Here is a 26,405-nt window from a genome sequence, read left to right on the forward strand (position 1 = left end):
AGTTGCATTCCCTAGATGGGGATTTGAATGGTGCTGTTTCGAACACTCGCAAGCCTGATGACGCTGACCAGCGTCTCGCTGGATCCTGCAAAAGCCGAAACATGGAAAATTGCTGCACCGGAATGGCCGCCATACGCAAGTGCAACACTGGCAAAGAACGGCAAGGCAATTGCCGCGTTGAGGAACGCGCTTGCCAAGGCTGGCATCGACCTGAAAGTCGAGTTCATGCCGTGGACGCGAGCCCAGACCGTTGCTGGTTCACCAGACTATACCGGTTACTTTCCTGCCTGGCCGGAAGAAGTATTGGACGGCTTTACCGCATCCGATCCGGTTGCCTGGTCGATGGTTGGAATAGCGCAGCGCTCTGACACAACGATAGAATGGTCGACGCTGGAAGACCTGTTTCTCAACTACCGTGTCGGATTTGTGAAAACCTATGTATATCCATCCGACATGCAGCGACAGATCTACAGGTATTACGATCCCGATGACGGTGCCGAGAATGAGCAGGACCTTGCTCGTGTTCTTGCTGCCGGGCGTGTTGATGTGGCGCTGACAGACCCAATCGTCATGTTGCACACTGCCCAGGATCTATCTTTGGACGGTATCGATGAGACGGTGACGATCCTTCAGAGGCACCCGCTCGTTCTGGCATTCACAAAACATGGAAACTACGAAGACAAACTTCGTCTATTGAACGGCCTTCTTTCCGAAAACTCGATCACCGAAACCGCTTGTTGCAGAACCACTCAACCAACATCAGAAGTCCAACCTTCCGATTAGTCGGAGGTATCCTCACTGTTTTCATCTCCGGAAAGAATGAAGTTGGAAAACACAGTTCTGAACGGGCCACGCTGTTTATCTGAGACACGCACTTCAACGGTCACAAAGTCTTCTGCATCAACGCGTTCCAGCACTTCTGACAACTGGTACAGCTTCGCCAGCAACGCTCCCTCGTGAACCGGCACCCGAACGCTCAGGATGTCGTCGTGTTGCGCGATAAACGCGTCAATTCTTGACGATAGTTGATCAATACCTGCACCGGTCAGTGCGGACAATGCGATGGGTCCTTCCCCATCGGCTTCAGCAAGAAGCTTGTCCCTGTAGGCCGGATCAAGGCAATCGATCTTGTTCCAGACCTCAATGACCGGCGCACCTGTTTGAGCATCGACACCAAGGTCATCCAGTGTCTTTTTGACGTCTTCGGCCTGCGCATCAGAATCGGGATGCGAGATATCGCGCACATGCAGAATGAGGTCCGCCTCCAACACTTCTTCGAGTGTCGCCCGAAAAGCAGCCACAAGATGGGTCGGCAGGTCCGAAATGAATCCCACCGTGTCTGAGAGAATGACCTCCTTGCCGTGAGGCAGTGTTACCTTCCGCAACGTGGGATCCAACGTTGCGAACAAGAGGTCTTTCGCAAAGACGTCAGACTCGGTCAACCGATTGAAAAGAGTGGATTTCCCGGCATTGGTATAGCCCACCAGTGCCACCACCGGCTGCGGAATTTTCTTGCGTTTCTTCCGGTGCAGGTCTCGCGTACGTCGAACACCTTCTAATTGCTTTTGAAGAGCAATGATGCGGTCCTGAATCTGGCGTCGGTCCGCCTCGATCTGGGTTTCACCGGGTCCACCCATGAAGCCCGCACCGCCACGCTGTCTTTCAAGGTGCGTCCAGGAACGAACCAATCGGCTCTTTTGCCAGGTGAGATGCGCAAGATCGACCTGCAGTCGGCCTTCCTTGGTTCTCGCCCTGTCTCCAAAAATTTCAAGAATGAGACCGGTACGGTCAATCACCTTGGTCTTGAGACGTCGTTCGAGGTTTCGTTGCTGGACAGGGGTCAAGGGATGATCGATCACCACAAGATCGAGATCTTCACTGGCGACAATACCAGCGATTTCAGAGACTTTGCCATCTCCAAACAGGGTCGCGGGTTTGGGATTGTTGACGCGCACAATACCTGAGTGGGCAATATTCAGATTGATGGCTGCGCTGAGGCCAATGGCTTCTTCGAGGCGCGCCTCAGGACTGCGGTTGCCACGCAGTTCCTGTTGGCTACCGTCTCCACGGAACTGGAGCACGGGCTCAAGTATCATCGAACGAAAGCGCTGGGGCAGACGGTCTACCCCAGTATCTCTTGTTCGAAGCGTTTTCTGACCTAGCTCTTCAGCACCGTTTGATTTTGAAAAGTCGTCCGCGCGAGACTTCGGTTTCAATCAGCTAGCCTTTTCCGCGTTTTCCTCAGCCTGATCGAACAGTTGAACAGGTCCGTTTGGCATAATTGTGGAAATCGCATGCTTGTATACGAGCTGGGAATGACCGTCGCGCCGTAGCAGAACACAGAAATTGTCAAACCAGGTCACGACACCCTGCAACTTCACACCATTGATGAGAAAAATTGTCAGAGGAGTTTTTTGTTTGCGAACGTGATTAAGGAAAGTGTCTTGGAGATTTTGTGCGCGCTCAGCCATCAGTTTTTTTTTCCTATTTGTTCCGGATGCGGCCGAGCATCCGGCGTTTCAGCAGCTTACCGTCAAAAGCCGTTCTATTTCAAACGCTAAGCATTGACGCTCTGCTCGCTCTTTATATTGCCCACCAAAAAGAGCTGTCTGCCCCAGCTCCACATATTGTCTCATTATCCGGGCCTGACAAGGCCAATCGAATCATACCGCCCGCAAATCAGTAGCAGTATGGAACAATTCACGCAATCGGGTAGCAACCGAACCGGGATGCCCGTTGCCGATCGTCTTCCCGTCCAGGCGCGTCACCGGCATCACCAGTGTGGATGCCGCGGTGACGAACGCTTCCCTGGCTTCCCGGGCCTCATCCAGACTAAACGGCCTTTCCTCAAAGGTCAGCCCTTCCTTTTGGACCAGGTCAAGAACGACCGCACGGGTAATTCCACGCAATATACCGCTTTCAGCCGGACGCGTGACAAGGACGCCGTCCTTGGTGACGATCCAGGCATTGGTTGAACCGCCTTCGGTCACATTTCCGTCCGCATCCAGATACCATGCTTCCTTGCCGCCGTTCTCCTTGGCATTTTGCTTGGCAAGCACATTCGGCAGCAACGCGATGGTTTTGATATCCACCCGTGGCCAGCGATTTTCCGGATAGGTTACGACCGAAATACCTTTTTCGGCCTGAGCTTCAGCCGCTTTCGGGCTGGTGGAACGGGCAGTCACGACAATTGACGGCGCCACATCTTCAGGCGGAAAAAAATGATCCCGGCGTGAAACACCACGCGTTACCTGAACATAGACCAGACCATCACGAACCCTGTTGCGGCGGGTAACTTCGCGCAACACGAACTCGACCGCAGACCTTGTCATCGGCCAGTCGATGCGCAGCTCGTTGAGCGACCGGTCAAGCCGGTCCAGGTGCCGTGGCATGTCGACAATCTTGTTCTGCCAGACCTCACAGACCTCATAGACTCCGTCCGCGAACTGGTAGCCTCGGTCTTCAACGTGTACCGCAGCATCAGCATGACGTACGTACTGGCCGTTTACATAGGCAATCCGGCTCATGGCCCCTCCAGAACAAGCACAATGGAATTAAACCGATTGGTATTGCGGGCAGTTTTGACCTTTCGGTCTGGCAATTGCAAGGCCTGAAAATGCTCAGGCAGCCTCAAAAGAAGTCAAGGCTGACCCGAAACATTTGTTCTACCTGCCGCACTCTGTTTGCCACAGCAAAAATGACGATGCGGTCCTGCGCCTGAATCTGCAGATCACCGTTCGGTGTCAGCACTTCGCCATTGCGAAAGACCGCGCCAACACGGATTCCCGACGGCAGATCGATCACGCGAAGCGGTTTTCCGACCAGAGGCGAAGTATCCAGGGCTTCTGCTTCCACGATCTCGGCGGCACCGTTTTGCAGCGAATGGACACCGCGAATTCGGCCCCGGCGCACATGCTGCAGTATCCTGGAGATGGTCACGGCACGTGGATTGATAAACGCATCGATCCCCAGGGCATTTGCAAATGCCGGATAACTCGGATTGTTGAGCAGAGACAGCGAACGCTTACACCCGAGTTTCTTGGCCATGACGGAAGACAGGATGTTGACTTCGTCTTCGTTGGTCAGCGCCACCATGGTATCTGCGTCGCCGGCATCCGCTTCGTTCAGGATGATCTGATCAAGCGCACTGCCGTGTAGGATAACCGACCTCTTCAGATCGTCTGCAACGGCCATCGCCCGCTCGCGCGAAGCTTCAATCAGCTTGATCTTGGTGCCGGTCTGCCGCTTTTCCAACGCCTTGGCCACATAGAGACCAATGTTGCCGCCGCCGGCAATCACCACCTTGGCGGCCTCCGGCTCCTCGTGACCAAAGATTCCAAGCGTCCTGCGCACTTGATCGCGACGTGCAACCACATACGCCAGATCGCCCGTCAGGATCGAGTCGCTGCTTTTGGGAACAAACAAAGTGTTGTTTCGATAGAGCCCGACCACCACTGCTCCAAGGTCCGGAAACAATTCCGTCAACTGGCGCAAAGGCGTATCAACGACCGGACAGTCTTCCTCGCACATGATGCCGACAACAACCACATGATCGTCTGCAAAGCGGACCGTTTCGACGGCACCTGGCAAGGCAAGTCGCCGCAAAACCATTTCCCCGACTTCGATTTCCGGAGAAATGATCACGTCGATCGGCATGTTTTCGCGCGAGAAGAGATTGCGCCAATGCCCCTGCAGATATGACTGCGCGCGAATCCGGGCGACCTTCGTCGGAACGTTGAACAGAGAATGCGCGACCTGACACGCCACCATGTTCACTTCGTCATAAAGGGTCACGGCAACAATCATGTCCGCTTCTTCTGCCCCTGCCTGAGCAAGAACATCGGGATGAGCTCCGTGCCCGACAAACCCGCGAACGTCCAGCTGATCACCAATCGCATTGATCAGCTGTGGCGAGGAATCGATCACGGAAACATCGTTCTGTTCCGCAGCAAGGCGTTCGGCAATGCCGTATCCCACCTGACCGGCGCCACAAATGACGATTTTCATGGAAAGGCCCCTTTACCGCTTCCTTATTCAGTCCCAGACCGCACCGACCTCAGGTCATGCCCAGTGTTTTCAACTTGCGGTGCAGCGCAGACCTTTCCATACCGACAAATTCCGCTGTTCGCGAGATGTTGCCGTCAAATCTCTTGATCTGAGCCTGAAGATATTCACGTTCGAAGATTTCCCTGGCTTCACGCAGAGGTACCGACATGAGATGCTCGCCGGTGCCCGACGTCGGCAAATTCGGCAGAGTTTCTCCGATTTCCGCTGGCAAAAGGTCCGCCGTAATCGTGCTGTCCGGATCGCCCCGGCTGAGAATCAGGAGCCGTTCCACATTGTTTCTGAGCTGACGCACATTCCCCGGCCAATCGTGTGTCTGGAGAACGGCCATCGCATCATCGCCAATCGGGCGGAGCGGAATACCGGACGCTGCTGAAATCTGTTCCATGAAATGATGCACCAGAACCGGAATGTCCTCGCGGCGCTCCGCAAGCCCGGGAACCCTCAACGGCACGACGCTCAGGCGGTGGTAAAGGTCTTGCCGGAAAAGGCCTGAGGCGATGTGTTCTTCAAGGTTCTTCGATGTCGACGACAGGATGCGAATATCCACCTGGACTTTCTGCGTGCCACCAACGCGAGAGAAACTCTGCTCCACCAGAACCCGCAGGATCTTGCCTTGCGTTTCAGCGGGCATGTCAGCCACTTCATCAAGATAAAGAGTGCCGCCGTGAGCTTCCTCCAGCGCTCCGATTTTCCTCAGGTTTCCGTTCTCGTCCTCGATGCCGAAGAGTTCTTCTTCCATGCGCGAGGGCGTTATCGTTGCCGCATTCAAAACGACAAACGGGCTTTTTGCGCGCGGAGACATGTCATGGATCATTCGGGCCGCACGTTCCTTGCCCGCGCCGGAAGGGCCGACAATCAAAATCCGGCTATTCGTCCCCGCGATCTTCTGGATGGTCTGCCGCAGGTTATGAGCGGCGGAAGACCCTCCAATAATGTCGCTGGTTTCCCCGCTTCGTTGCTTGAGATCACGGATCTCCCGCTTGAGACTGGAAGCTTCCAGAGCGCGCTCGACGATCAGGATCAACCGGTCAGCCTTGAACGGCTTTTCGATGTAATCATAAGCGCCACGCTTGATGGCAGAGACAGCTGTCTCGATGTTGCCGTGACCCGAGATGATAACTACCGGCAGATCCGGGTCGGTTTCCTTGAGCACATCCAGAAGCGCGAGTCCGTCAAGGCGGCTCCCCTGAAGCCAGATATCCAGGACGACAAGGGAAGGCTTTCTCTCTTTGACGGCAGCAAGTGCGCTGTCTGAATCATGGGCTGTTCTGGTTCCGTATCCATCGTCATCCAGAATACCGGCGATCATCTCGCGAATATCGGTTTCGTCATCTACGACAAGAATGTCATGCGCCATGGCTAGTCACTGCTTGGTCTTGTTGATCGGTATCCTCTTCGGCATCGGCATGGGCAGCCAATGTCAATCGAACCAGGGTTCCCGTATCATCAGGGTTTGATTTAGGGGCGTCGAGCAATTCGATACCGCCCCCGTGGTCTTCCAGGATTTTGCGTACAATTGCGAGACCGAGGCCTGTCCCCTTCTCCCGCGTCGTCATGTAGGGCTCGAGCAATCTGCTGCGATTTTCCTCAGGCAGGCCAATGCCGTTATCAATCACGTCGATCACGACACGACCGGCCCCATCTTCACCGCCGTTGTGCAGGCGCACAGTGACCCTGCCTTTTGGCAAATCGTCTCCGCTTCTTGCGGCCACCGCTTCGGTTGCGTTCTTGACCACATTGGTCAACGCCTGACCGACCAACCGGGCGTCAAACACCGCCTTCACCGCCGTTTCGGGAACTTCTGCGGTAACGCTGATTTCAGGGTTGGCGACCGATTGCATGAAGGCGGCATCACGGACCGCCTCACGCAGATCGCCAAGAGACTTCGTCGGCTTGCGCATACGCGCGAAGGAAGAGAATTCATCGACCATCTGTCCGATGTCACCGACCTGACGGACGATTGTGTCAATACATTGATCGAAAACCTCACGGTCTTCCTGAATCCGCTTTCCGTATCTGCGGCGAATGCGCTCTGCTGAAAGCTGGATCGGCGTCAGCGGATTCTTGATTTCATGCGCGATGCGCCGTGCAACATCGGCCCAGGCGGAATTTCGCTGAGCCGACACAAGATCCGTGATGTCGTCAAGCGTTACCACGAAACCGTGTTCCCGGCGGGTGGACTGCTCGCTGGTAATTCGAACATTGATGGTGCGCAACCGGCCGCCGCGCGTGATTTCAATCTGAGTTTCCGGCAGCCGTTCATTGTCGTTCTTGAGCGCGTCGGAAATACACTCTTGAAGTTCAGGCACGACTTCGACAAGAGGCTTGTTCAGAATCTGGACTTCATCCAGTTGCAGCAACTCCAGCGCCGAAAGATTGATCAGCATGATGGATGCTTCGTCATCCACACCGATAACGCCAGTAGAAACGCCAGAGAGAACGGCCTCATTGAACCGTCTGCGTCGATCAATCTGTTCGTTGGCAGCAAGCAGGGCGTCCCGTTGGCCAAGCAACTGACCTGTCATCTTGTTGAAGGTAGTCCCCAGATTGGCGAGATCGCCGCCGGACTTTTCGGTTTTGACCTTTACAGCAAGATTTCCCTTCGCAACTTCGTCTGCTGCTGAAATGAGAGTTCTGATGGGTGACACAAGACGGTTCGCAAAGCCGAAGCCAATCCAGATGGCCGACAGCAAAAGCACCAAAGCAACACCAAGATAAACCAGCGCAAACGCCACTTGAACGCCAAAGCGGCTGTTCTCCATCTGTTGGTATTGCGAGGCCCCGGTTTCCGCCAGGCGCAGATATTCAACCACCCGCGGGTCGATGGCGCGCACGGCATAGAGATAGAAATCATCATAGGCCGACAGCTTCATGATCCCGCCGACAATATTGGAACTTCCGGGCGCAATCAGGATCGGATCCCCGGATTTTGCTTTGAAAAAACTATCCGCCGGCGGAAGCGGTATTTCGGCGTTGGGATCCAGTATGACCCGCGTAACCACATCGCCGTTGCCATTGAGGATGAACGCACCAAGAATACCGCGCAGTGAGACCTGGGTTGCAAAGAACTGGTCGAACCGGGACGGTTCGAATTCATAGACAGCCTTGGCGCGATCGATATCGTTTGTCATGGCGATAAGATCGCCGCGCAGAACTCTTGCATGCTCCTGCAGGTAGGCCTGAGCCACGGTCAATGCATTATCGATAATCTGTCTTGTGCGATCCTCAAACCACCGGTCGAGACCACGATCAAGCGTTACCGCAGCAAGAATAGCCATCAAAACGGCCGGTACGGCTGCGACAAGGCTGAACAGAGCCACAACACGGACATGAAGTCGCGCAGCTGCACGTCCTCGCCGCCTGGCCTGCCAAAGTTTGTAGATCTCAAGAGAAATGACGCCAAGAAGGACAGCTGCGAGTGCCCCATTGATCGTCATCGCGGTCATGATGACCTCACGTGTCGGATCAATGGACGTCAACCCCATGAGGATTGCAAAGGTCACTGCAATCGAGACCAGCGCGACGACCATGATCGCCAGCCCCACCCTGCGCCATAGCCGACCGGAAGAACTCGATTGCGCCACGGATTGCTGTACAGTTTCCAGTATCATTCAGCCTCAAAATGCCAGCGTCTCGTTGCTTGGGCTGGCCTATCAAAAAGTTTGAGGCAAACTTATCACACAATGTTGCGAAATTGCGACAGACTTCAGATCGACTGAAATTTTGTGGTGGACGAGCGGAAATCGCTGGCAAACACAGCACATTCCGGCGAGCAAATATCTTCGTAGAACCACTGATTGTATCGCACAATCAGCGGCGCCTCATTGGCTAAACGAGAATCGAGGCAAGACACTCCTATTGCGCGAATTAAGTTCTGAAGCTAATCCCGCTCCTTGACACAACATGCGTTAAGCGGCGCTGGCAGTCACGAGTCACAAGCCGAATTTCGAACCAGGTTCAAAAGAAAATGCAATGGATACTGCAGGAATTTGAGGACACTGCCAAACTTGCCGATGCGCTTGAACGGCTCGAGATTCCCTTCACGCTTCACAAAGTTGTTCCCTTTGTTGGAGACCTTTTGCCTGCGCCCCACATCGAAAACCCCAACTCGGTCGTAATGTTCGGCGCCTATACTCTTTGGAGGTACGCGGCAAAGAAGAAACTTCACCCAGGCGTCTTCAAAATCACCCCATTCATCAATGAAGAGCCTTGGCACCCCTACCTTCTGAACGGACCAGGAGCCCTCATTATTTTGCTGCGTGATATCCCGGAGAAACTCGAAACCAATGAAAGGGAATGGTTTCTCCGCCCGGTAGATGACAGCAAGGAAGAGCCTGGCAATGTCAAATCAGCAAGTGACATCGTCAGAATGGCAGAGCGTGTCCTTGCTCTCAAAGAGGACGACATTCCCAGAGGATCGCTTCGTCACGACACGATGTTAATGCTGACCGAACCAGTTTCAATTTTGAAAGAATGGCGGGTCTGGATCGTTAACCAGACGATCGTCACCTATTCCCTTTACAAGGAAGGCAGCCGCGTTGTGTACCGGTCTGAAATCGACGATGACGCGCTTGAGTTTGCTCGACAGATGGTTCAACTGAACCCTGACTACTCACCGGCCTACGTAATGGACATCTGCAGGACTGCCGACGGATTGAGGCTGCTGGAAACAAACTGCATCAATGCCGCCGGGTTCTATGCTGCAGATACGACAGAGCTTGTGAAGGCAATCGAAAAGCTGGAAACAAACTAGCCAGGCTTAGGAACTCTCAATTTTGTCATACGTGCGGCCAAGAACTTACCTGGCCGAACGCATCACCTGAATATCCAGATCCCGGATCTTCTTGCGCAACGTATTGCGATTTACGCCCAGAAGCTCTGCAGCTTTGATCTGGTTCCCACGTGTAGCTGCCAAGGCGGCACTGATCAACGGATATTCCACTTCCCGCAAGATTCGGTGATAAAGGCCGGGTGGCGGCAGCGCTTCTCCAAATGTGTCGAAATAGCCGGAGAGATACCGTTCCACCGATCCGCCGAGATTTATGTTCTCAGCTGCCTCTTCCTCTATCTGCGCAACAGTCGGCTGATTGAGTTCATTCTCCAGAAGCAGTTCTGTAATGACATCCTGCGGATAGAGCGCGGCGAGCCGACGAACCAGGTTTTCGAGTTCCCTGACATTGCCAGGCCACCGGTATCGCCGCAGCAGATTGAGGGCACCCTGGTCAATCTGCTTGGCAGGCAATCCCTCTTTTTCAACCATTGAGAAGAAGTGCCGAACAAGATCGGGAATGTCTTCTACGCGCTCGCGCAGCGGTGGCAATCGGATCGGCACCACATTCAGGCGGAAATACAAGTCTTCTCGGAACAGCCCCTGATTGATCAGGTGGCGCAAATCCTTGTTTGTGGCCGCAATGATGCGCACATCCGTCTTGATCGGTGTACGTCCGCCAACGGTCGTGTATTCACCCTGCTGCAGAACACGCAGCAAACGCGTTTGCGCTTCCATCGGCATGTCGCCGATTTCGTCCAGAAACAACGTTCCACCATCAGCCTGTTCAAACCGGCCAGAACTTCTGTTCTGGGCACCTGTAAAGGCACCCTTCTCGTGGCCGAACAGCTCTGCTTCGATCAAGTCACGGGGGATTGCCGCCATGTTGATGGCGACAAACGGTCCATTCCGCCTCTTTCCGTAGTCGTGAAGCGCGCGCGCAACCAGTTCCTTACCGGTTCCGGACTCGCCATTGATCATGACCGTGAGGTCAGTCTGCATCAACCTGGCAAGAACGCGATAGATCTCCTGCATGGCAGGTGAGCGTCCGACGAGCGGCATCCCCTCGCCTGCATCTTCAAGGTCGAGCGCCGGTCGCTTCTTGGGCTCCTCAAGCGCACGTTGAACAATACTCGTCAGTTCTTTCAGGTCGAAGGGTTTCGGCAGGTATTCATATGCCCCCTTCTCGGAAGCCTTGATCGCCGTCATGAAGGTGTTCTGCGCACTCATGACAAGAACGGGAAGATCCGGCCGCATCTTTTTCATTCGCGGCAGAACGTCGAATATGTTCTCGTCCGGCATCACCACGTCGGTAATCACCAGATCACCGTCTCCAGACGACACCCAACGCCACAACGTTGATGCATTCGACGTCAGGCGGACTGTGTAACCGGCCCGTGAAAGTGCCTGGTTGAGAACGGTGCGGATCGCTGCATCATCGTCCGCTACGAGAATTGTACCTGTCGGCATGGTCAAAGGATTCCCTTTCTCGTCCCGTCGATTTGCACTTCGTCACCGCCTGTAAAAGCAGGCATCAGGATGCGGAAAACAGTTTTTTGGCGCCGGCTGTCACATTCGATGACACCGCCATGATCGCCAATGATTTTTGCAACAAGCGCCAGTCCCAGTCCCGAGCCATTGGTCTTGGTGGTGATGAATGGCTCGAACAGGTGCGGCATCAGATCGTCAGGCACGCCCGGACCGTTGTCTTCAACGCAGAATTCAAGTGGGAGGCTGACCCGCTCATCCGTCCCCGGGACGGACAATCTCACGCCAGGCCTGAACGCGGTCGATATGCGGATTTCGCCATCCGGATCATCTCCGATTGCCTCGCTGGCGTTCTTCACGAGATTCAGGAATACCTGAATGAGCTGGTCCTTGTTGGCAAACACCGGCGGCAAAGACGGATCATAGATCTCGACAATACGTTTTCCGCGCGCAAAACCGCTGTCGGACAAGCGCTTTACGTGATCCAGAACAATGTGGATGTTGACGGGTTCACGTTCGATTGGCCGCTCATCGGAGAACACCTCCATCCGGTCGACCAATTTAACGATGCGGTCGGTTTCATCCATTATCAACCGGGTCAGGGCTCTGTCTTCACTCGGAACGGATTGCTCCAGCAACTGCCCCGCACCTCGAATTCCAGATAGCGGGTTTTTGATTTCGTGGGCGAGCATCGCCGCAAGTCCGGTAACGGTACGCGCGGCCCCTCTGGAAGTCAGCTGACGGTCGATTTTTTCAGCCATCGTGCGCTCCTGGAACATCAACACAACAGCACCGGGTCTGTCAGAAACAGGGGCGGCGTTGATGTCAACCACTCGCGGCGCCCCAATCCTCGGTGAGCCGATATCCACCTTGTATTCGTTTACAGGAGCGGCCCGTTCGCGCACTTGCTCAATCAGGGTGAGAAGCGGACTTCCGAAAGGCACAAAATCGCTGATCGGGTGACGGCGAAGGACCGAAACGCTTGAACGCATGAAGATCTCGGCAGCCATGTTCGCTGATTCAATCACACCGTCAGGAGCGACAAGAAGCACAGGGTGCGGAAGCGCATCCAGAATTGCAGGGCCATCGCTGGCAAGCGCGGCCGTTCGGCCTGTCGCGGAATCGTGGTCCGTCACGCAGCTGTCCGTTCGTTTGAAGAAGAAAACCATTCCGTCGCGAGCCGAAGAACCTCGGATGGGTTCCTCGAGGTCATGAGCGTCTTTTTGATCGCCTCGGAATGCTCCGGCGCAGCGTCGGCACTGGCTACATCCATGTACCAGCCGAGGTGTTTGCGCGCGATCCGTACGCCTGCCATCTCACCATAGTGCTCAAGAATGGCTTCATAGTGCTCCGCGACGAGCTCAGCCAGCTCCTGGCCATAAGGTGCACTCAACGCCTCTCCCGTCACCAGAAAGTGCCCAACATGACCAGGCAACCATGGCTTTCCGTACGCCCCTCTCCCGATCATCACGCCATCAGCACCAGAGGCCGCAAGCATACGCTGTGCATCCTCAACACCCTTGCAATCGCCGTTTGCAATCAGCGGCACGGATATGACGTCCTTGACGCGAGAAATCGCCTGCCAATCGGCTGTCCCTTTGTAAAACTGGCAACGGGTACGGCCGTGAACCGTTATCAGCTGCACGCCTGCGTCCTCAGCCCTTCTGGCAAGTTCGGGTGCGTTCAGCGATTTGTCGTCCCAACCGAGACGCATTTTCAAGGTCACCGGCACATCAACCGCGGCAACAGTTGCTTCAATCAGGGTGAGCGCGTGGTCAAGATCCCGCATCAACGCAGAACCGGAGTAGCCGGACGTAACCTTCTTTGCCGGACAGCCCATGTTGATATCAATAATGTCCGCACCGAGACCCGCAATTACCTTTGCGGCCTCCCCCATCCATCGTGCCTCGCGCCCTGCAAGCTGCACAACATGCAACCCCTTGTCCTGCGCCTCGGCACGCATCTGTGTTTCAGCATCACCTTTGACGAAAGACTCGCTGGCAACCATCTCGCTTACGACCATGCCTGCGCCGAAACGCGCCGCGAGCCGCCGAAACGGCAGATCAGTCACACCGGACATGGGCGCCAAGACTGCTGGATTGGTCAGGGCTTGCTGCCCGATTGAAATTTTATTCTTCAGCGGAGACACAAGACTCTCTTGCCTGCTCAATGGATGTGCATTTTGTAATCTGCCTATATTGTAGACATATTCCGCAATGCAACAAGTCTAAATTTGCGGACTGGACAACTTCTTCGCTAAAGACCAACAGCAACGAGAATTGGCGCAGGTATCTAGGAGTTCATTGTTCATGGCGAAAACGGCGGCAGCCCTGGTTGTTGCAGCGGGTCGCGGCACTCGACTGTCTGGTCCTGACAACAAGCAGCCCAAGCAATACCGCTTGTTGGCCGGACAACCGGTGCTGACACATACACTGAACGCTCTTGCTAAGCATCCCCGGATTTCCAGCATCGTCACCGTGATTCACCCAGATGATATGGCTCTCTATCGCGATGCTGTTGCTTCTCTTTCTGGAAGTTGTGCAAAAAAGCTGCACACAGAAGTTTTTGGCGGCGATACGCGCCAAAAATCTGTTGTAGAGGGATTGCGGGCGTTGGCTGGTACAAACTGCGACTACGTACTTATCCATGACGCAGCTCGCCCTTTCGTGACCACCGATATAGTCGACAGATTATTGTCTTCACTCGACTCTGGCGCAGACGGAGCCCTTGCTGCATCTCAGGTAGTCGACACTTTGAAAAAGTCTCAAGGCGACGGCAAACCGCTGGCAACGGTCGACCGAGCCGGCTTCTGGGCTGCGCAGACCCCTCAGGCTTTTCCGCTCGAACGCATACTCGACGCTCACGAAAGAGCCGCAAGTCAGCACAGGCATGACTTCACGGATGACACAAGTCTCGCCGAATGGGACAGCATGACCATTCAGCTGTGCGACGGGGATCCGGTAAACTTCAAAATAACAACAATGGCCGACCTGAAACGCGCCGAACAACAGGCTAAGATCCAAGGTATGTCTGATTTCACATCCGTAAAAACACCGCTATCGCAACTCCACGACATCAGAACCGGCATCGGTTACGACGTACATGCCTTTGATGAAGGAGAAACGGTTATTCTGGGCGGAGCCGAAATTCCACATTCTCGAAAACTAAAGGGACACTCGGACGCTGACGTCGTCCTGCATGCTATTACGGATGCAACGCTTGGAGCTATCGGCGACGGAGACATCGGTCAGCATTTTCCTCCCAGTGACCAGCAATGGAAAGGCGCGTCCTCTGACCGTTTCCAGCAAGACGCTATGCGCCGAGTTACTGACCTGGGCGGACGTATCGCTCACATCGACGTCACCATCGTGTGCGAGGAGCCCAAGATCGGTCCACACCGCGACCGGATTCGAAAGTCGATCGCCCAAATTTGCGATATCCTGGAATCCAGGGTCTCCGTAAAGGCAACCACATCGGAAAGACTGGGATTCACCGGCCGCAAGGAAGGGATTGCCACTCTTGCCACCGTGACTGTTCGCCTGCCACTTCCAGAAGACGAATGAACCAATCCATGAACGAAAAGTCCCCGCAAAGTTTCGACGATCTTGCCCCCTTGGCCGCACTCGTTATTGAAAAACTGAAGTCCAAGGGAATGATGGTTGCCACAGCAGAATCTTGCACAGGCGGCCTCATCTGCGGCGCGTTGACTGAAATATCCGGCTCCTCGGCAGTGGTCGATCGCGGGTTTGTCACCTATTCAAACGAAGCCAAATCTGAGCTTCTTGGCGTGTCTCCCGAACTTATTCAGGGCGTTGGTGCCGTCAGCAGAGAAGTCGCAATCGCAATGGCAGAAGGCGCTCTCGCCCGCTCCAACGCAGAAATCGCGGTTTCCGTCACCGGAATTGCCGGCCCTGGTGGAGGAAGTGCTGAAAAACCGGTGGGCACGGTTCATTTGGCTATCGCCTGTACACATCGGAAAACCGAACACAAACATTGCAGTTTCGGTGACCAAAGTCGGCAAGCCATTCGATTGGAAACCGTGCAGACCGCATTCACCTCAATTCTAAATGCTCTTTCTGAAGTAAGCGGTCATTAACGCTCCTTCGACTTCGAACTGGGTTTCGCAATCGGTCAACAGTATAGAGAGGATACATTGACCTAAACGGAATGCCAGTATCTACATGAAGACATTCTCAGCGCTTCTGATCGCCCTGATGTTGACGGGCGGATCAGCGAATGCGGGCACAATTCCTCAGCCCGGCGATTTTTATCTGATTTCCCGTGACAACGCCGGCGTCTTTGTTGGTAGCCACAAATTGTTCGTGGATCGGTCCAACGGTCTCTCGGAGGTCTCTTATTGCGATCGCAACTACTTCGTTCGCGCACAGTCAGTTGCCTGGACGCAACTTGAAAGCGAACGAGGAAACACGGTGCGCATTGAGTACAATTTCGGCAAGGGCTGGCGTCCAATCTGCCTTGAACCCGAAAGTCAGGTCACGTTGCTCGACCTTGGCATTACGATGAGCGCGGAAGACATTCTCTCGGGAGCAGATGATGAAGAAGCCCCCAAGAGTCGTTTGTCGGCAATTGGGGCGGTCTTTCAGGCCAAGGGAACAAAGAACGCCAACAGCAGTTTTCACACTCGATGACAAAAGACTGAGAGTGTACTGCCACTCCCCCTACTGGAGAAACAGAAAAACATAAGCTTTTAATAAAACACCACTGCCAGCAAAAATACATTTTACAAAAACAAGCGTTAGAACATCAGCTGGCCAGAAAAAACCGTGAAATGATTTCGCGGCCGGGAACCAGGATATGTCAGTCCAAAACTTGCTCATCGCTGCGAGTACAATTGTCTTAGCATCAACAGACGCGTTTGCGGGCAGTGAACTCCCGCAAGCCGGCGATACCTACATCATCTCGAGAGATGGCAATCGGGTGTTTCGAGGCTCACACAGGATCTACAACCGAAGAGCCGACGGCTTGGTGGAAGTTCAGTACTGCGGGCGATCCTATTGGGTCCGGTACGCCACTGTCGCCTGGACACAGCTTGAAGTCGAACAGGATTTCGCTGTGCGGGTTGAATACAATTGGGGCAAAGGCTGGCGGCCAATCTGCAACCATCCTGAGGAACAGGTTTCGTTGAAGGATCTCGGAGTTTCGGAGGATCCCAGGGTGGTTGTCCAAAACGACGGGGCTTCCGTTCAACGGGTCAATCGATTTGCAGCAATCCGTGAATCCTTTCGGCCAGGCAGCGGTGATGACGCCGCCCAATCATTCCATTCAAAGTAATAAACACCGCCAAGCCATAGTAAGGCTTGGGTAAGCAAGACAATGTAATTTCAAAAGAGGCTGGGTAGCTAGAACGCGTAGCATAAGGAATATGGTCATGAAGCGCTCTTTGGCGTGCCTGACGGCATCTGCGATCGGCGTCCTGGCTCTCACGAGCTCATCCCTTGCCCAGGGTGACTTCTATATCCGCTCCCAGTACTCAAACGGCACCTTTACAGGTTTCCACGAGATCCTGACCTCTCCCGAAGACGGCTATTATGAGGCCCGCTACTGCGATCGGACATTCTTTGTTTCTTCAAACACGGTTATCTGGACCGAAGAACAGAATGCAGCTGGTCGCACACTTATTCTGGAAGAGAACAAGGGCTCTAGCCGCAGGGTCGTGTGTGCGGACAATAATGCATTTGCCACCCTCGATGACCTGGGACTGAAACCCAAGGAAGTCGAGAAGATAAGGCAACGAAACGAACCACTCGACATGAAATCCAGCCGCATCCAGACCATTCGCGACGCGTTCAAGCAGTTCAAATAAAGAGATCGAAGACGATTAGGTCCCGTAGACCTGATCGGCCCGTGCTTCAAACGCGCTGGAAAATTTCCGGAACGCCTTGTCGAACATGACGCCCATCAGGGAGCCAAGCGTGCGGCTGCGGAACTCGTAGGAAATGTAAAAGCCGACAGAGCAGGAACTCTCGCTTACTTCCTCAAAGGTCCATTTGTTTTCAAGATGCTTGAAAGGTCCATCGAGATATTCAACCAGAATCGTCCGCTCATCGGGTCTCAGTTCCACCCTGCTGGTGAATGTTTCCTTGAAAAGCTTGTAGGCGACAGTCATGTCGGCGACCAGCACCGTTCGCCCGTCTTCCAGCTCCTTGCGACCGCGCACATGAAGATCCTGGCAAAGTGGTACGAACTTTGGATACTGCTCAACGTCGGCGACAAGGCGGAACATGTCTTCCGCATTGTGCTTGACTTCATGGACAGAGGAAAAACTGGGCATGCAGTTAATCTGATCCTGTTCCGGTTAAATATCGTTTTCGTCAGTGACCAAGTCTGGATTTTCTGGCCGCTTTCAAATCCGCAAAATCTTCGCCTGCGTGGTGCGACGAGCGCGTCAACGGGCTCGCCGATACCTTCAGGAAACCCTTGGCATATGCAATACGCTCATATCCCTTGAACTCTTCCGGAGTGACAAAAGACATGACCGGATGGTGCTTCTTGGACGGCTGCAGGTATTGACCGACCGTCAGGAAATCAACATCCGCGGCCCTCAAGTCGTCCATCAGCTGAAGCACTTCATTACGCACTTCGCCCAAGCCAACCATAATACCGGACTTGGTGAACATTTCCGGATCAAGTTCCTTCACCTTCTGTAAAAGGCGGATCGAATGGAAGTAACGAGCTCCCGGCCGCACAGTCAGATACTTGGAAGGAACCGTTTCAAGGTTGTGATTGAAAACGTCGGGTCTGGCTTCAACCACGATTTCCAATGCGCCATCCTTGCGCAGAAAATCAGGTGTCAGCACTTCGATCGTAGTGGTCGGCGATGTCGCTCTGATCGCATTGATGACATCGGCGAAGTGCCGGGCACCACCATCATCAAGATCGTCACGGTCAACCGAGGTGATCACAACATGCTCGAGCCCCATGGCAGCAACAGCATCTGCGACCCCTTGAGCCTCTTTGGGATCAATTGGACCCGGCATGCCCGTGCGTACATTGCAAAAGGCACATGCGCGCGTGCAGGTGTCACCCAGGATCATGAAACTTGCATGTTTCTTGGACCAGCACTCACCAATGTTCGGACAGCCTGCTTCCTCGCATACGGTCACCAGGTTCTTGTCGCGAACCAGCTCCTTGGTTTCACGATAAACCGGCGAGGTTGGCGCCTTGACGCGAATCCATTTCGGCTTGCGCTGGATTGGATTATCGGGACGATGAGCCTTCTCCGGATGGCGCGGGCGCGCGTCGGATTTTTGCTGCGGGCGATTTAGCTTGTCGACGATCGTAACCATGGGCCCTTAACTGTCGTTATTCCCTTTAAAGGTCAAGCCATAAAGCGCAAGGTGCAGCTATGTGTCCAGTGCAGATCTGATCAGCTCGGAAAGCCGGTTTCTTGCCTTTTCACTCAACGGTTGTGACTTTCTGGTCTCTTCGTTCATCTGAACAATGACCGTGACGGCTTTGGCGACGGCGACACCATCTTGATAAACTTTCTGGAACAGCTTGAATGAACTCCTGCCGACTTCGAGAACTGCCGTGCCGATTTCCACACTTCCAGGCCAAGACACTTCAGACAGGAAATCAAGTTCCAGCCGCGCAATAACAAATGCCGCACCCCTGTCCGCCAACTCCTCCTGATAAAGAACTTCTACGCGTCCGGATTCCAGAAACGTCGCGAATACCGCGTTGTTGACGTGCCCTTGCCTGTCCGTATCGGCATAGCGGAGCTTGTCGGAGGTCTTGAGCGGGAACGCATCGACAGCAACTTGTTTCGGAGCACCAGGTTTCCCCTGTGTCTTGTCGGACAACACATAGATCGACACTGAAAGGGTGCCGTGTTCAGTCGCGACCACTGTCTCGACCCGGGAATACCCTTCGCCTTCAAATTCGTCCAGGCGCTCCCAATGTTGCGGTAAATCGCTGGACTCAAGAATATCGACTTCGATGCTTTGTCCGTTATCGTCGAGGACCAGTCCAGGGAAGCCCAGACTTGCACCCCAGCCGGCCCGCAAGAGGTGCCCTTTGACCACACCTGAAATCCAGCGTCCCTTGAGATGCGCCACTTGATGATGATTTGGCCGACCGGGCGCAAGTGTGCCGTAGGTTGCCAACCGCATTTGTGAAGACTTTCCCGACATTCTCTCTCCCCGGTGCAACGCCCCCGTCAGCTCCGGATTTTCCGCCAGATGAACAGGAAAAGAATCGCTCCGACGGTAGCCAATACAAGTTGATCGAGAATGCCGCCCGTCACCTGAAGCCGGAACATTTCGGCGAGTTTACCGCCAATAAGGGCTCCGATCAGGCCAACGACTAGATTACCCAGAAACCCTCCCCGGCTGTTAAGCACCCGGTGGGCAACAGCGCCCGCGATAAGACCGATAATTATGGAAATGATCAAACCCATTTCTTCAATCTTTCTTCTTTCAATTTTTGATCCAAGACGCTGTCAGAAAAAATTGTTCGGTACACCGATGCGCTTCAACGTGTGCAGCAATTTTTCCTTGGAGTGCCCCGCCAGGCCTGTACCAACCGGCGTCAGGTGAAAGGTCTCACCTGGATTGTCCTTTGCATAGCATTTGAACCTTTCGATAGCCGGTTCGATTTCAGGCCAATCCAGCAGTTCCAGTTTCATACCCTTGGTCGGGATGGCATATGCTTGCCTGGTTGACCGCTCGCCGACACCCTGCTCCGCACCAAAGTTCTTTTTCGCATAGAGCGCAGCCACCTTACCGTGTCGTCCAGCCCGGTTGGACCCGAAAACGATTATGGCCATTCCGTCAAACTTTCCAATACTCTGCTGCGTTCAATGTGGGAAAGATTTGGACAAATCAAAATGCGCTCGCAACCATTTATGCGAGCGCAATTTACCTGGTGTCAAAAATCGTTTCTTTTGAGCTCAAGCCAGTAAACGGGCAATCAGGACAACAACAATTGCTCCAATTGCCGCCACGACAATCTCATTGACGTAGGCATTACCAAGATTGAGATTGATCCCGGCGACCTTGAAAATGAACCCACCGACAAACGCTCCGATCAAACCTGTGATCAGATAGCGGATCAGGCCGCCACCGCCGACAACAATACTCGCGAGCCAACCGGCAAGAATACCGATCGCGATCCAGATCAAAATTGACTTTGCATCCATGATTCCATGCTCCCCTGCGCCAAAACAAAAGGCGGCATCACGTTACCGCAAATGCCGCCCGGGTCCAGTCAATACTGACAAGAATGCCTACATGTTCAAAGCACGACCATACGCATCCAGAACCGATTCCTTCATCATTTCGGAAAGAGTCGGATGCGGGAAGACCGTATGCATCAGATCTTCTTCCGTGGTTTCCAGGTTCATGGCAACCACATAACCCTGAATGAGTTCTGTCACCTCAGCACCGACCATATGGGCTCCAAGAAGCTGACCGGTCTTGGCATCAAAGATCGTCTTGATCATGCCGTCAGGCTCGCCGAGCGCGATTGCCTTGCCGTTGCCGATGAAAGGGAACCGGCCGACCTTGACGTCATATCCGGCTTCCTTTGCCTTCGGCTCGGTGAGACCCACAGAAGCAACCTGAGGATTACAATAGGTACATCCCGGGATCATGGACTTGTCCATTGGATGGACGTCCTTGCCCGCGATTTTTTCTACGCAGATCACACCTTCATGCTCAGCCTTGTGCGCCAGCATTGGAGGACCGGCAACATCGCCAATAGCATAGACGCCCGGTACGTTGGTTCGGCCATACCCATCGATCACAACACACCCACGGTCTGTTTTCACGCCGAGCGCTTCAAGGCCCAGGTTTTCGATGTTGCCGACAACACCGACAGCTGAAATCAGTTTCTCTGCCGTCAGGTCCTGTTTCTTGCCATCCTTGGTCTCAACGGTCGCGGTAACGCCGCCAGGACCCTTCTTGACCTGTGAGACCTTGGCATCAAGCAGGAACTTCATCCCCTGCTTTTCCATCATCTTCTTGGCCATGCCGGAGATTTCCGGATCTTCGACCGGCATGATGTTCGGCATCATTTCAATGACGGTAACGTCCGCACCCATCGTCTTGTAGAAAGACGCAAACTCAATGCCGATTGCGCCCGACCCCATCACGATCAGGGACTTCGGCATGGTTGGTGGAACCATGGCTTCGAAATACGTCCAGATGTCCTTGCCATCCGGCTCGATACCCGGGATGACACGAGGACGTGCGCCGGTCGCCAGAATAATGTGTTTGGCTTTGTAGACGCCCTCACCCTTGGTTCCTTTCGGAAGCGGGTGCTGCGGCTCCATCGCCTTCTTTGCAGTCTTGGAAACGGTGACTTCCCCCACCTTGGTGACCCTGCCTTCACCCCAAATGACGTCGACCTTGTTCTTTTTCATCAGGAAGCCGATACCGGCATTCAACTGACCGGATACGCCCCGAGAACGCTTGACCACAGCAGCGGGATCGAAGGAGATCTTCTCGGCAGACAGCCCATAATCCTTGGCATGCTGCATGTAGTGGTAGATCTCGGCGGAACGCAAAAGCGCCTTTGTCGGAATACAGCCCCAGTTGAGGCAGATGCCGCCCATATGTTCGCGCTCGACAATAGCCGTTTTCAGGCCAAGCTGTGCGGCGCGGATTGCGGTAACGTAACCACCCGGCCCGGAACCGATAATGATTACGTCGTAATTGGTGTCAGCCATGGTTTTTTCCCCGGCGAAAGAAGTCATCAGTCGAAAACGGCGCGGCGTTGCCACCGCGCCGGAGAGCCTGCCTTAAACAAGCATGCTCATCGGGTTTTCGATGTAGCCCTTGAAGGCTGCGAGCAGTTCCGCGCCAAGCGCACCGTCCACGCAGCGGTGGTCGGTGGAAAGCGTTACGGTCATGACCGTAGCAACCGCAAGCTCGCCGTCCTTGACAACAGGCCGTTTTTCGCCGGCACCAACCGCCAGAATGGTCGCGTGCGGCGGGTTCACGACGGCCGAGAAACTCTTCACGCCCATCATGCCCATGTTGGAGACCGCAGTGGTTCCGCCCTGATACTCTTCAGGCTTCAGCTTGCGCTCTTTCGAGCGCTTGCCGTAGTCCTTCATTTCATTGGAAATGACTGAGAGAGGCTTTTCCTCGGCGCGGCGGATGATCGGAGTGATCAGACCGCCTGGGATCGACACGGCAACACCAACATCGGCATGTTTGTGCATAACCATGTTGTCGTCCGTCCAGGATACATTTGCATCCGGAACGTCACGCAGTGCCAAAGCCAGCGCCTTGATTGTCATGTCGTTGACCGACAGCTTGTAAGCCGGTTTGCCGTCCTTGTCGGTCGCAGCTGCACCATTCAGCTGGGCACGCAATGCCAGAAGCGCGTCGAGCTCGCAATCTACTGAAACGTAGAAGTGCGGGATGGTCTGCTTGGACTCGGTCAGGCGCTTGGCAATGGTCTTGCGCATACCGTCATGCGGCACGAGTTCGTAGCTGTCTTCGTCGAACAGCTTCAGAACCTGATCGGCGGACGGTCCGGTTGCCGGAGCAGCTGCTGCAGCAGCTTTCGGAGCTTCGGCAGCAGGAGCAGCCTTGCCGGTTCCGGCAGCCAACGCGCTTTCGATGTCACGCTTGACAATACGACCGTGAGGTCCGGTACCTGAAAGGGCTTTCAGATCAAGACCATTCAGCTGTGCCAGGCGACGCGCGAGCGGCGAAGCAAAAATACGCGATCCGTCGTTGGAAACCGGAGCCGGACCCGCAGGAGCCGGCGCTGCCGGTGCTGGTGCCGGAGCAGCAGCAGTGGCGGCTGGCGCCTCGGCCGCCGCAGGGGCTGCAGGAGCAGCACCCGCGCTGGTGTCGATCGCGCTCGCATCCTCACCGTCTTCCAGAAGAACGGCAATCAGTGCGTTGACCTTGACACCTTCGGTGCCGGCAGGAACGACAATCTTGCCGACCTTACCTTCGTCAACGGCTTCGACTTCCATCGTTGCCTTGTCGGTTTCAATCTCGGCAATCACATCGCCGGCGGAAACCTGATCGCCTTCCTTGACCAGCCATTTGGCCAGGTTGCCCTCTTCCATGGTCGGAGAAAGGGCCGGCATGGTGATATTAATTGGCATGTCCGTCTCCCTCGCCTTAGGCTGTGTAGGTCACTGCTTTGACAGCTTCGATGACCTCCGGAACGCTCGGCAGAGCGAGTTTCTCCAGATTTGCAGCATACGGCATCGGAACATCCTTGCCTGTTACCCGCAGGATCGGAGCATCGAGATAGTCAAATGCCTGTTCCTGTACCTGGAAGGCAATCTCGGAAGAGACCGAACACGTCGGGAAGGCTTCTTCAACCGTTACGACACGGCCGGTCTTGCGTACGGACGCCAGAACCGTTTCGATGTCGAGCGGACGGATTGTGCGAAGATTGATGACCTCGGCGGAAATGCCCATTTCGGCAAGCTCTTCCGCCGCCTTCATGGTGTAGGTCATGCCTATGCCCCAAGACACAAGCGTGACATCAGTGCCACCGCGTTCCACTTTCGCCTTGCCAATCGGCAGAACGAAGTCATCCATATCCGGAATATCGAAAGAGTGCCCGTAAAGGATCTCGTTTTCCAGGAAGATAACAGGGTTCGGGTCGCGGATCGCCGCCTTCAGAAGGCCCTTTGCGTCCGCAGCCGAATAAGGCTGGATCACTTTCAGGCCCGGCACATGCGCAAACCAGGAGGCGTAATCCTGCGAGTGCTGAGCTGCCACGCGAGCAGCCGCGCCGTTCGGACCGCGGAATACGATCGGTGCACCCATCTGGCCGCCCGACATGTAAAGCGTCTTTGCGGCGGAGTTGATGATGTGATCCATCGCCTGCATGGCGAAGTTGAAGGTCATGAACTCAACGATCGGCTTAAGACCGGCCATTGCAGCACCAACACCTAGACCGGCAAAACCGTGTTCGGTGATCGGCGTATCGATAACGCGCTTGGCGCTGAATTCATCCAGAAGGCCCTGCGTGATCTTGTAAGCACCCTGGTACTCGGCAACTTCCTCACCCATAACGAAGACGTCGGCGTCACGGCGCATCTCTTCAGCCATGGCGTCGCGAAGCGCTTCACGCACCGTTGAGGACTTCATGGCAGTGCCGGCAGGCACTTCCGGATCTTCAACAGGCTCAGCGACAACCGGGGCTGCCGGTGCGGTTGGCGCAGCCGGAGTACTCGGAGCTTCGGCAACCGCCGGAGCTGGCGCAGCTGCGGGAGCAGAAGCTGCAGCGTCAATTGCGCTGGCATCTTCGCCATCAGCCAGAAGAACGGCAATCTTCTCGTTGACCTTGACGTTGTCTGTGCCTTCGGGAACCAGAATCTTGCCGAGCGTACCTTCATCGACCGCTTCGACTTCCATGGTTGCCTTGTCAGTTTCAATTTCGGCGATCACATCGCCTGCGGAAACGGTATCGCCTTCGGCTTTCACCCATTTTGAAAGCTTACCTTCTTCCATTGTCGGCGAGAGCGCCGGCATCAAAATGTCGATCGGCATGATATCCCCCGGCGTTAAAGCAAAATATCGGTGTAAAGTTCAGACGCATCCGGTTCCGGATCGGTCTGAGCAAATTCCGCCGCTTCCGCGACTTTGGCGCGAACGTCCTTGTCGATGGCCTTCAGGTCATCTTCAGACGCCCAAGCATTGTCCAGGAGACGCTTGCGAACCTGCTCGATCGGGTCGTGCTCGGTACGCATTTTCTGAACTTCGTCCTTGGAGCGGTATTTTGCCGGGTCGGACATGGAGTGACCGCGATAGCGGTAGGTGATCATTTCAAGGATGTAGGGACCCTTGCCGTCCCGGCACCATTTCAGAGCCTTCTCGGAGGCGGCCTTGACGGCACGCACATCCATGCCGTCGACCTGCTCACCCGGAATGCCGAAGGAAGCACCGCGTTGGGAAAGATCGGTGGTCGCAGATGCACGGGCGATGCTGGTGCCCATACCGTATTTGTTGTTTTCGATCACATACACGACCGGGAGCTTCCAAAGCTCGGCCATGTTGAAGCTTTCATAAACCTGGCCCTGGTTGGAAGCGCCATCGCCGAAGAAGGCCATCGCGACATTTCCGTTCTCACGGTACTTGTTGGCAAATCCCAAGCCGGTACCAAGAGAAACCTGAGCGCCCACGATACCGTGGCCACCATAGAAATGTTTTTCCTTGGAGAACATGTGCATGGAGCCGCCCTTGCCTTTCGACAAGCCGCCGCGGCGCCCTGTGAGCTCCGCCATCACGCCTTTCGGGTCGAGATCCATCGCCAGCATGTGGCCGTGATCGCGGTAGCCGGTGATCATCTGATCGCCGTCCTTCTTGGCCATCTGCATACCGACGACGACAGCTTCCTGCCCGATATACAAATGACAGAACCCACCGATGAAGCCCATGCCGTACAATTGTCCGGCTTTTTCTTCAAATCGGCGGATCAGAAGCATTTCGCGGTATGCGTGAAATTCTTGGTCCTTGTTGAACTTGGCGATCGCAGGCCCGGCCTTCTTGGCGGAGCTGCGGGTCCGGCTGGTGCTCTTCGAGCTAGCGGAAGTGGTCTTTCTTGCTGCGGCCATAACCCTCTTCTCAGCGTGACGTTTCCCCTAAGACAGGTAGGAGCAACTTATCCTGTCGCCCCTGTCAATCCAATCCATGTATTTCGCATAGCAGAACTGCAGTAAGCACATAAATCTACAGGTAAATTTAGTTTTTAACTTAAATATTGTTAATTCGACTAAATGAACTGAAATTCAGTTCACGTCATAACGGTGCCCCGGGCGAAGCACTACCAGCTCATCAGAGTGAACCAGATTGAGATTGAGCCTTGCGCGCTCATCAAGCATGTCAGGATCGAGGCTTTCGGGGCGCAACAAACTGACCCGGCCAACCAGTTCCTGACGTTCAGCCACCAGTTGTTCCAGCTCTGCTTCAAGCTCGGAAACCTGCCGCTCAATCATGGCACGCCCAACCATGCCGAGCTCACCGCTCATGGCATGAAATCCGAAGTAACCGAGCGCGGCAATGGCAATTGCCGGCGTAATCAGTCGACGGAGAAAGGATTGCTTTCGCTGACGGGTAGCTGCTCGTGGCACTTTAGGACC

27 protein-coding genes are annotated in these 26,405 nt (G+C 54.7%); 7 read left to right on the forward strand and 20 right to left on the reverse strand.

The features are described 5' to 3' along the window. Nucleotides 1-27 precede the first annotated feature (27 nt). Nucleotides 28-783 (forward strand): hypothetical protein, encoded by a 756-nt coding sequence (locus ABLO27_RS05680; protein ID WP_353031162.1) that lies wholly within the window; start codon nucleotides 28-30, stop codon nucleotides 781-783. On the opposite strand, the gene hflX is transcribed toward ABLO27_RS05680, so the two are convergent. From hflX to ABLO27_RS05710, 6 genes are all read right to left on the reverse strand, one after another. Then, nucleotides 780-2,096, reverse strand: a complete 1,317-nt coding sequence (hflX, locus tag ABLO27_RS05685; RefSeq protein WP_353031164.1) for a GTPase HflX — start codon at nucleotides 2,094-2,096, stop codon at nucleotides 780-782. The two genes, ABLO27_RS05680 and hflX, sit on opposite strands and share 4 nt — an antisense overlap. Nucleotides 2,097-2,216: 120 nt before the next feature. Further along, the gene (gene hfq, locus ABLO27_RS05690; protein ID WP_173006241.1) at nucleotides 2,217-2,474 is read right to left on the reverse strand and encodes an RNA chaperone Hfq; all 258 of its coding nucleotides are present in this window, start codon (nucleotides 2,472-2,474) and stop codon (nucleotides 2,217-2,219) included. 189 nt (nucleotides 2,475-2,663) lie between these two features. After that, nucleotides 2,664-3,527 (reverse strand): D-amino-acid transaminase, encoded by an 864-nt coding sequence (locus ABLO27_RS05695; protein ID WP_353031165.1) that lies wholly within the window; start codon nucleotides 3,525-3,527, stop codon nucleotides 2,664-2,666. 103 nt (nucleotides 3,528-3,630) lie between these two features. Then, nucleotides 3,631-5,007: a Trk system potassium transporter TrkA gene (gene trkA, locus ABLO27_RS05700; RefSeq protein ID WP_353031167.1), complete on the reverse strand. Its 1,377-nt coding sequence runs from the start codon at nucleotides 5,005-5,007 to the stop codon at nucleotides 3,631-3,633. Nucleotides 5,008-5,056: 49 nt separating this feature from the next. Then, complete coding sequence (locus ABLO27_RS05705) at nucleotides 5,057-6,424, reverse strand: sigma-54-dependent transcriptional regulator (protein WP_353031168.1); 1,368 nt, start codon at nucleotides 6,422-6,424, stop codon at nucleotides 5,057-5,059. Next, complete coding sequence (locus ABLO27_RS05710) at nucleotides 6,414-8,678, reverse strand: sensor histidine kinase NtrY-like (RefSeq protein ID WP_353031170.1); 2,265 nt, start codon at nucleotides 8,676-8,678, stop codon at nucleotides 6,414-6,416. Before ABLO27_RS05710 ends, ABLO27_RS05705 begins: the two co-directional genes overlap by 11 nt. Before the next feature lie 356 nt (nucleotides 8,679-9,034). Here ABLO27_RS05710 and ABLO27_RS05715 point away from each other — a divergent pair, with 356 nt between their 5' ends. Beyond that, nucleotides 9,035-9,820: an ATP-grasp domain-containing protein gene (locus ABLO27_RS05715; protein ID WP_353031172.1), complete on the forward strand. Its 786-nt coding sequence runs from the start codon at nucleotides 9,035-9,037 to the stop codon at nucleotides 9,818-9,820. Nucleotides 9,821-9,865: 45 nt separating this feature from the next. On the opposite strand, the gene ntrC is transcribed toward ABLO27_RS05715, so the two are convergent. Genes ntrC through dusB form a run of 3 tightly spaced genes read right to left on the reverse strand, consistent with a single transcriptional unit; the run spans nucleotide 9,866 to nucleotide 13,463 of the window. Then, entirely contained in the window at nucleotides 9,866-11,305 is a 1,440-nt protein-coding gene (gene ntrC / locus ABLO27_RS05720; RefSeq protein ID WP_353031174.1) for a nitrogen regulation protein NR(I), read from the reverse strand. Between the two features lie 2 nt (nucleotides 11,306-11,307). After that, entirely contained in the window at nucleotides 11,308-12,492 is a 1,185-nt protein-coding gene (locus ABLO27_RS05725) for a two-component system sensor histidine kinase NtrB (RefSeq protein WP_353031176.1), read from the reverse strand. Continuing rightward, on the reverse strand, nucleotides 12,456-13,463 hold the full coding sequence (gene dusB, locus ABLO27_RS05730) for a tRNA dihydrouridine synthase DusB (protein ID WP_417714752.1): 1,008 nt from the start codon (nucleotides 13,461-13,463) through the stop codon (nucleotides 12,456-12,458). The genes ABLO27_RS05725 and dusB overlap by 37 nt, the downstream gene beginning before the upstream one ends. Before the next feature lie 169 nt (nucleotides 13,464-13,632). On the opposite strand from dusB, the gene ABLO27_RS05735 reads away from it, so the two are divergent. The 5 genes from ABLO27_RS05735 to ABLO27_RS05755 all read left to right on the forward strand — a co-directional run bounded on the left by ABLO27_RS05735 (nucleotide 13,633) and on the right by ABLO27_RS05755 (nucleotide 17,147). Further along, nucleotides 13,633-14,886, forward strand: coding sequence for a bifunctional 2-C-methyl-D-erythritol 4-phosphate cytidylyltransferase/2-C-methyl-D-erythritol 2,4-cyclodiphosphate synthase (locus ABLO27_RS05735; RefSeq protein WP_353031180.1), 1,254 nt, complete (start codon nucleotides 13,633-13,635; stop codon nucleotides 14,884-14,886). 8 nt (nucleotides 14,887-14,894) lie between these two features. Further along, nucleotides 14,895-15,419, forward strand: a complete 525-nt coding sequence (locus ABLO27_RS05740; protein WP_353031182.1) for a CinA family protein — start codon at nucleotides 14,895-14,897, stop codon at nucleotides 15,417-15,419. Nucleotides 15,420-15,504: 85 nt separating this feature from the next. Beyond that, nucleotides 15,505-15,972: a hypothetical protein gene (locus tag ABLO27_RS05745; protein WP_353031184.1), complete on the forward strand. Its 468-nt coding sequence runs from the start codon at nucleotides 15,505-15,507 to the stop codon at nucleotides 15,970-15,972. Nucleotides 15,973-16,138: 166 nt separating this feature from the next. After that, on the forward strand, nucleotides 16,139-16,615 hold the full coding sequence (locus tag ABLO27_RS05750; protein ID WP_353031186.1) for a hypothetical protein: 477 nt from the start codon (nucleotides 16,139-16,141) through the stop codon (nucleotides 16,613-16,615). Nucleotides 16,616-16,712: 97 nt separating this feature from the next. Continuing rightward, nucleotides 16,713-17,147 carry a hypothetical protein gene (locus ABLO27_RS05755; protein ID WP_353031187.1) on the forward strand — a complete coding sequence of 145 codons (435 nt, stop codon included), beginning with the start codon at nucleotides 16,713-16,715 and terminating at the stop codon, nucleotides 17,145-17,147. A 15-nt stretch (nucleotides 17,148-17,162) separates the two neighbouring features. Here the strand turns inward: ABLO27_RS05755 and ABLO27_RS05760 are convergent, their stop codons facing one another. The 11 genes from ABLO27_RS05760 to ABLO27_RS05810 all read right to left on the reverse strand — a co-directional run bounded on the left by ABLO27_RS05760 (nucleotide 17,163) and on the right by ABLO27_RS05810 (nucleotide 26,396). Next, a complete protein-coding gene (locus ABLO27_RS05760) occupies nucleotides 17,163-17,615 on the reverse strand; it encodes a type II toxin-antitoxin system RatA family toxin (protein ID WP_353031189.1) in 453 nt (150 codons plus the stop codon). 40 nt (nucleotides 17,616-17,655) lie between these two features. After that, nucleotides 17,656-18,630, reverse strand: a complete 975-nt coding sequence (lipA, locus tag ABLO27_RS05765) for a lipoyl synthase (RefSeq protein ID WP_353031191.1) — start codon at nucleotides 18,628-18,630, stop codon at nucleotides 17,656-17,658. A gap of 57 nt (nucleotides 18,631-18,687) precedes the next feature. Continuing rightward, a complete protein-coding gene (locus ABLO27_RS05770; RefSeq protein ID WP_353031193.1) occupies nucleotides 18,688-19,476 on the reverse strand; it encodes a thioesterase family protein in 789 nt (262 codons plus the stop codon). A 26-nt stretch (nucleotides 19,477-19,502) separates the two neighbouring features. Continuing rightward, on the reverse strand, nucleotides 19,503-19,742 hold the full coding sequence (locus tag ABLO27_RS05775) for a GlsB/YeaQ/YmgE family stress response membrane protein (RefSeq protein WP_353031195.1): 240 nt from the start codon (nucleotides 19,740-19,742) through the stop codon (nucleotides 19,503-19,505). A 42-nt stretch (nucleotides 19,743-19,784) separates the two neighbouring features. After that, the gene (locus ABLO27_RS05780) at nucleotides 19,785-20,111 is read right to left on the reverse strand and encodes an A1S_2505 family phage non-structural protein (protein WP_353031197.1); all 327 of its coding nucleotides are present in this window, start codon (nucleotides 20,109-20,111) and stop codon (nucleotides 19,785-19,787) included. Between the two features lie 123 nt (nucleotides 20,112-20,234). After that, nucleotides 20,235-20,483 (reverse strand): GlsB/YeaQ/YmgE family stress response membrane protein, encoded by a 249-nt coding sequence (locus tag ABLO27_RS05785; RefSeq protein WP_353031198.1) that lies wholly within the window; start codon nucleotides 20,481-20,483, stop codon nucleotides 20,235-20,237. 87 nt (nucleotides 20,484-20,570) lie between these two features. Continuing rightward, complete coding sequence (gene lpdA, locus ABLO27_RS05790; RefSeq protein WP_353031200.1) at nucleotides 20,571-22,013, reverse strand: dihydrolipoyl dehydrogenase; 1,443 nt, start codon at nucleotides 22,011-22,013, stop codon at nucleotides 20,571-20,573. A 72-nt stretch (nucleotides 22,014-22,085) separates the two neighbouring features. Beyond that, on the reverse strand, nucleotides 22,086-23,414 hold the full coding sequence (locus ABLO27_RS05795; protein ID WP_353031202.1) for a pyruvate dehydrogenase complex dihydrolipoamide acetyltransferase: 1,329 nt from the start codon (nucleotides 23,412-23,414) through the stop codon (nucleotides 22,086-22,088). Between the two features lie 16 nt (nucleotides 23,415-23,430). Then, complete coding sequence (locus tag ABLO27_RS05800) at nucleotides 23,431-24,816, reverse strand: pyruvate dehydrogenase complex E1 component subunit beta (RefSeq protein WP_353031204.1); 1,386 nt, start codon at nucleotides 24,814-24,816, stop codon at nucleotides 23,431-23,433. A gap of 14 nt (nucleotides 24,817-24,830) precedes the next feature. Further along, complete coding sequence (gene pdhA, locus ABLO27_RS05805; protein ID WP_353031206.1) at nucleotides 24,831-25,880, reverse strand: pyruvate dehydrogenase (acetyl-transferring) E1 component subunit alpha; 1,050 nt, start codon at nucleotides 25,878-25,880, stop codon at nucleotides 24,831-24,833. A 174-nt stretch (nucleotides 25,881-26,054) separates the two neighbouring features. After that, complete coding sequence (locus ABLO27_RS05810; protein WP_353031208.1) at nucleotides 26,055-26,396, reverse strand: FtsB family cell division protein; 342 nt, start codon at nucleotides 26,394-26,396, stop codon at nucleotides 26,055-26,057. Nucleotides 26,397-26,405 lie beyond the last annotated feature (9 nt).

Origin of the sequence: Roseibium sp. SCP15, assembly GCF_040329435.1 — a bacterium.
Taxonomy (GTDB): domain Bacteria; phylum Pseudomonadota; class Alphaproteobacteria; order Rhizobiales; family Stappiaceae; genus Roseibium.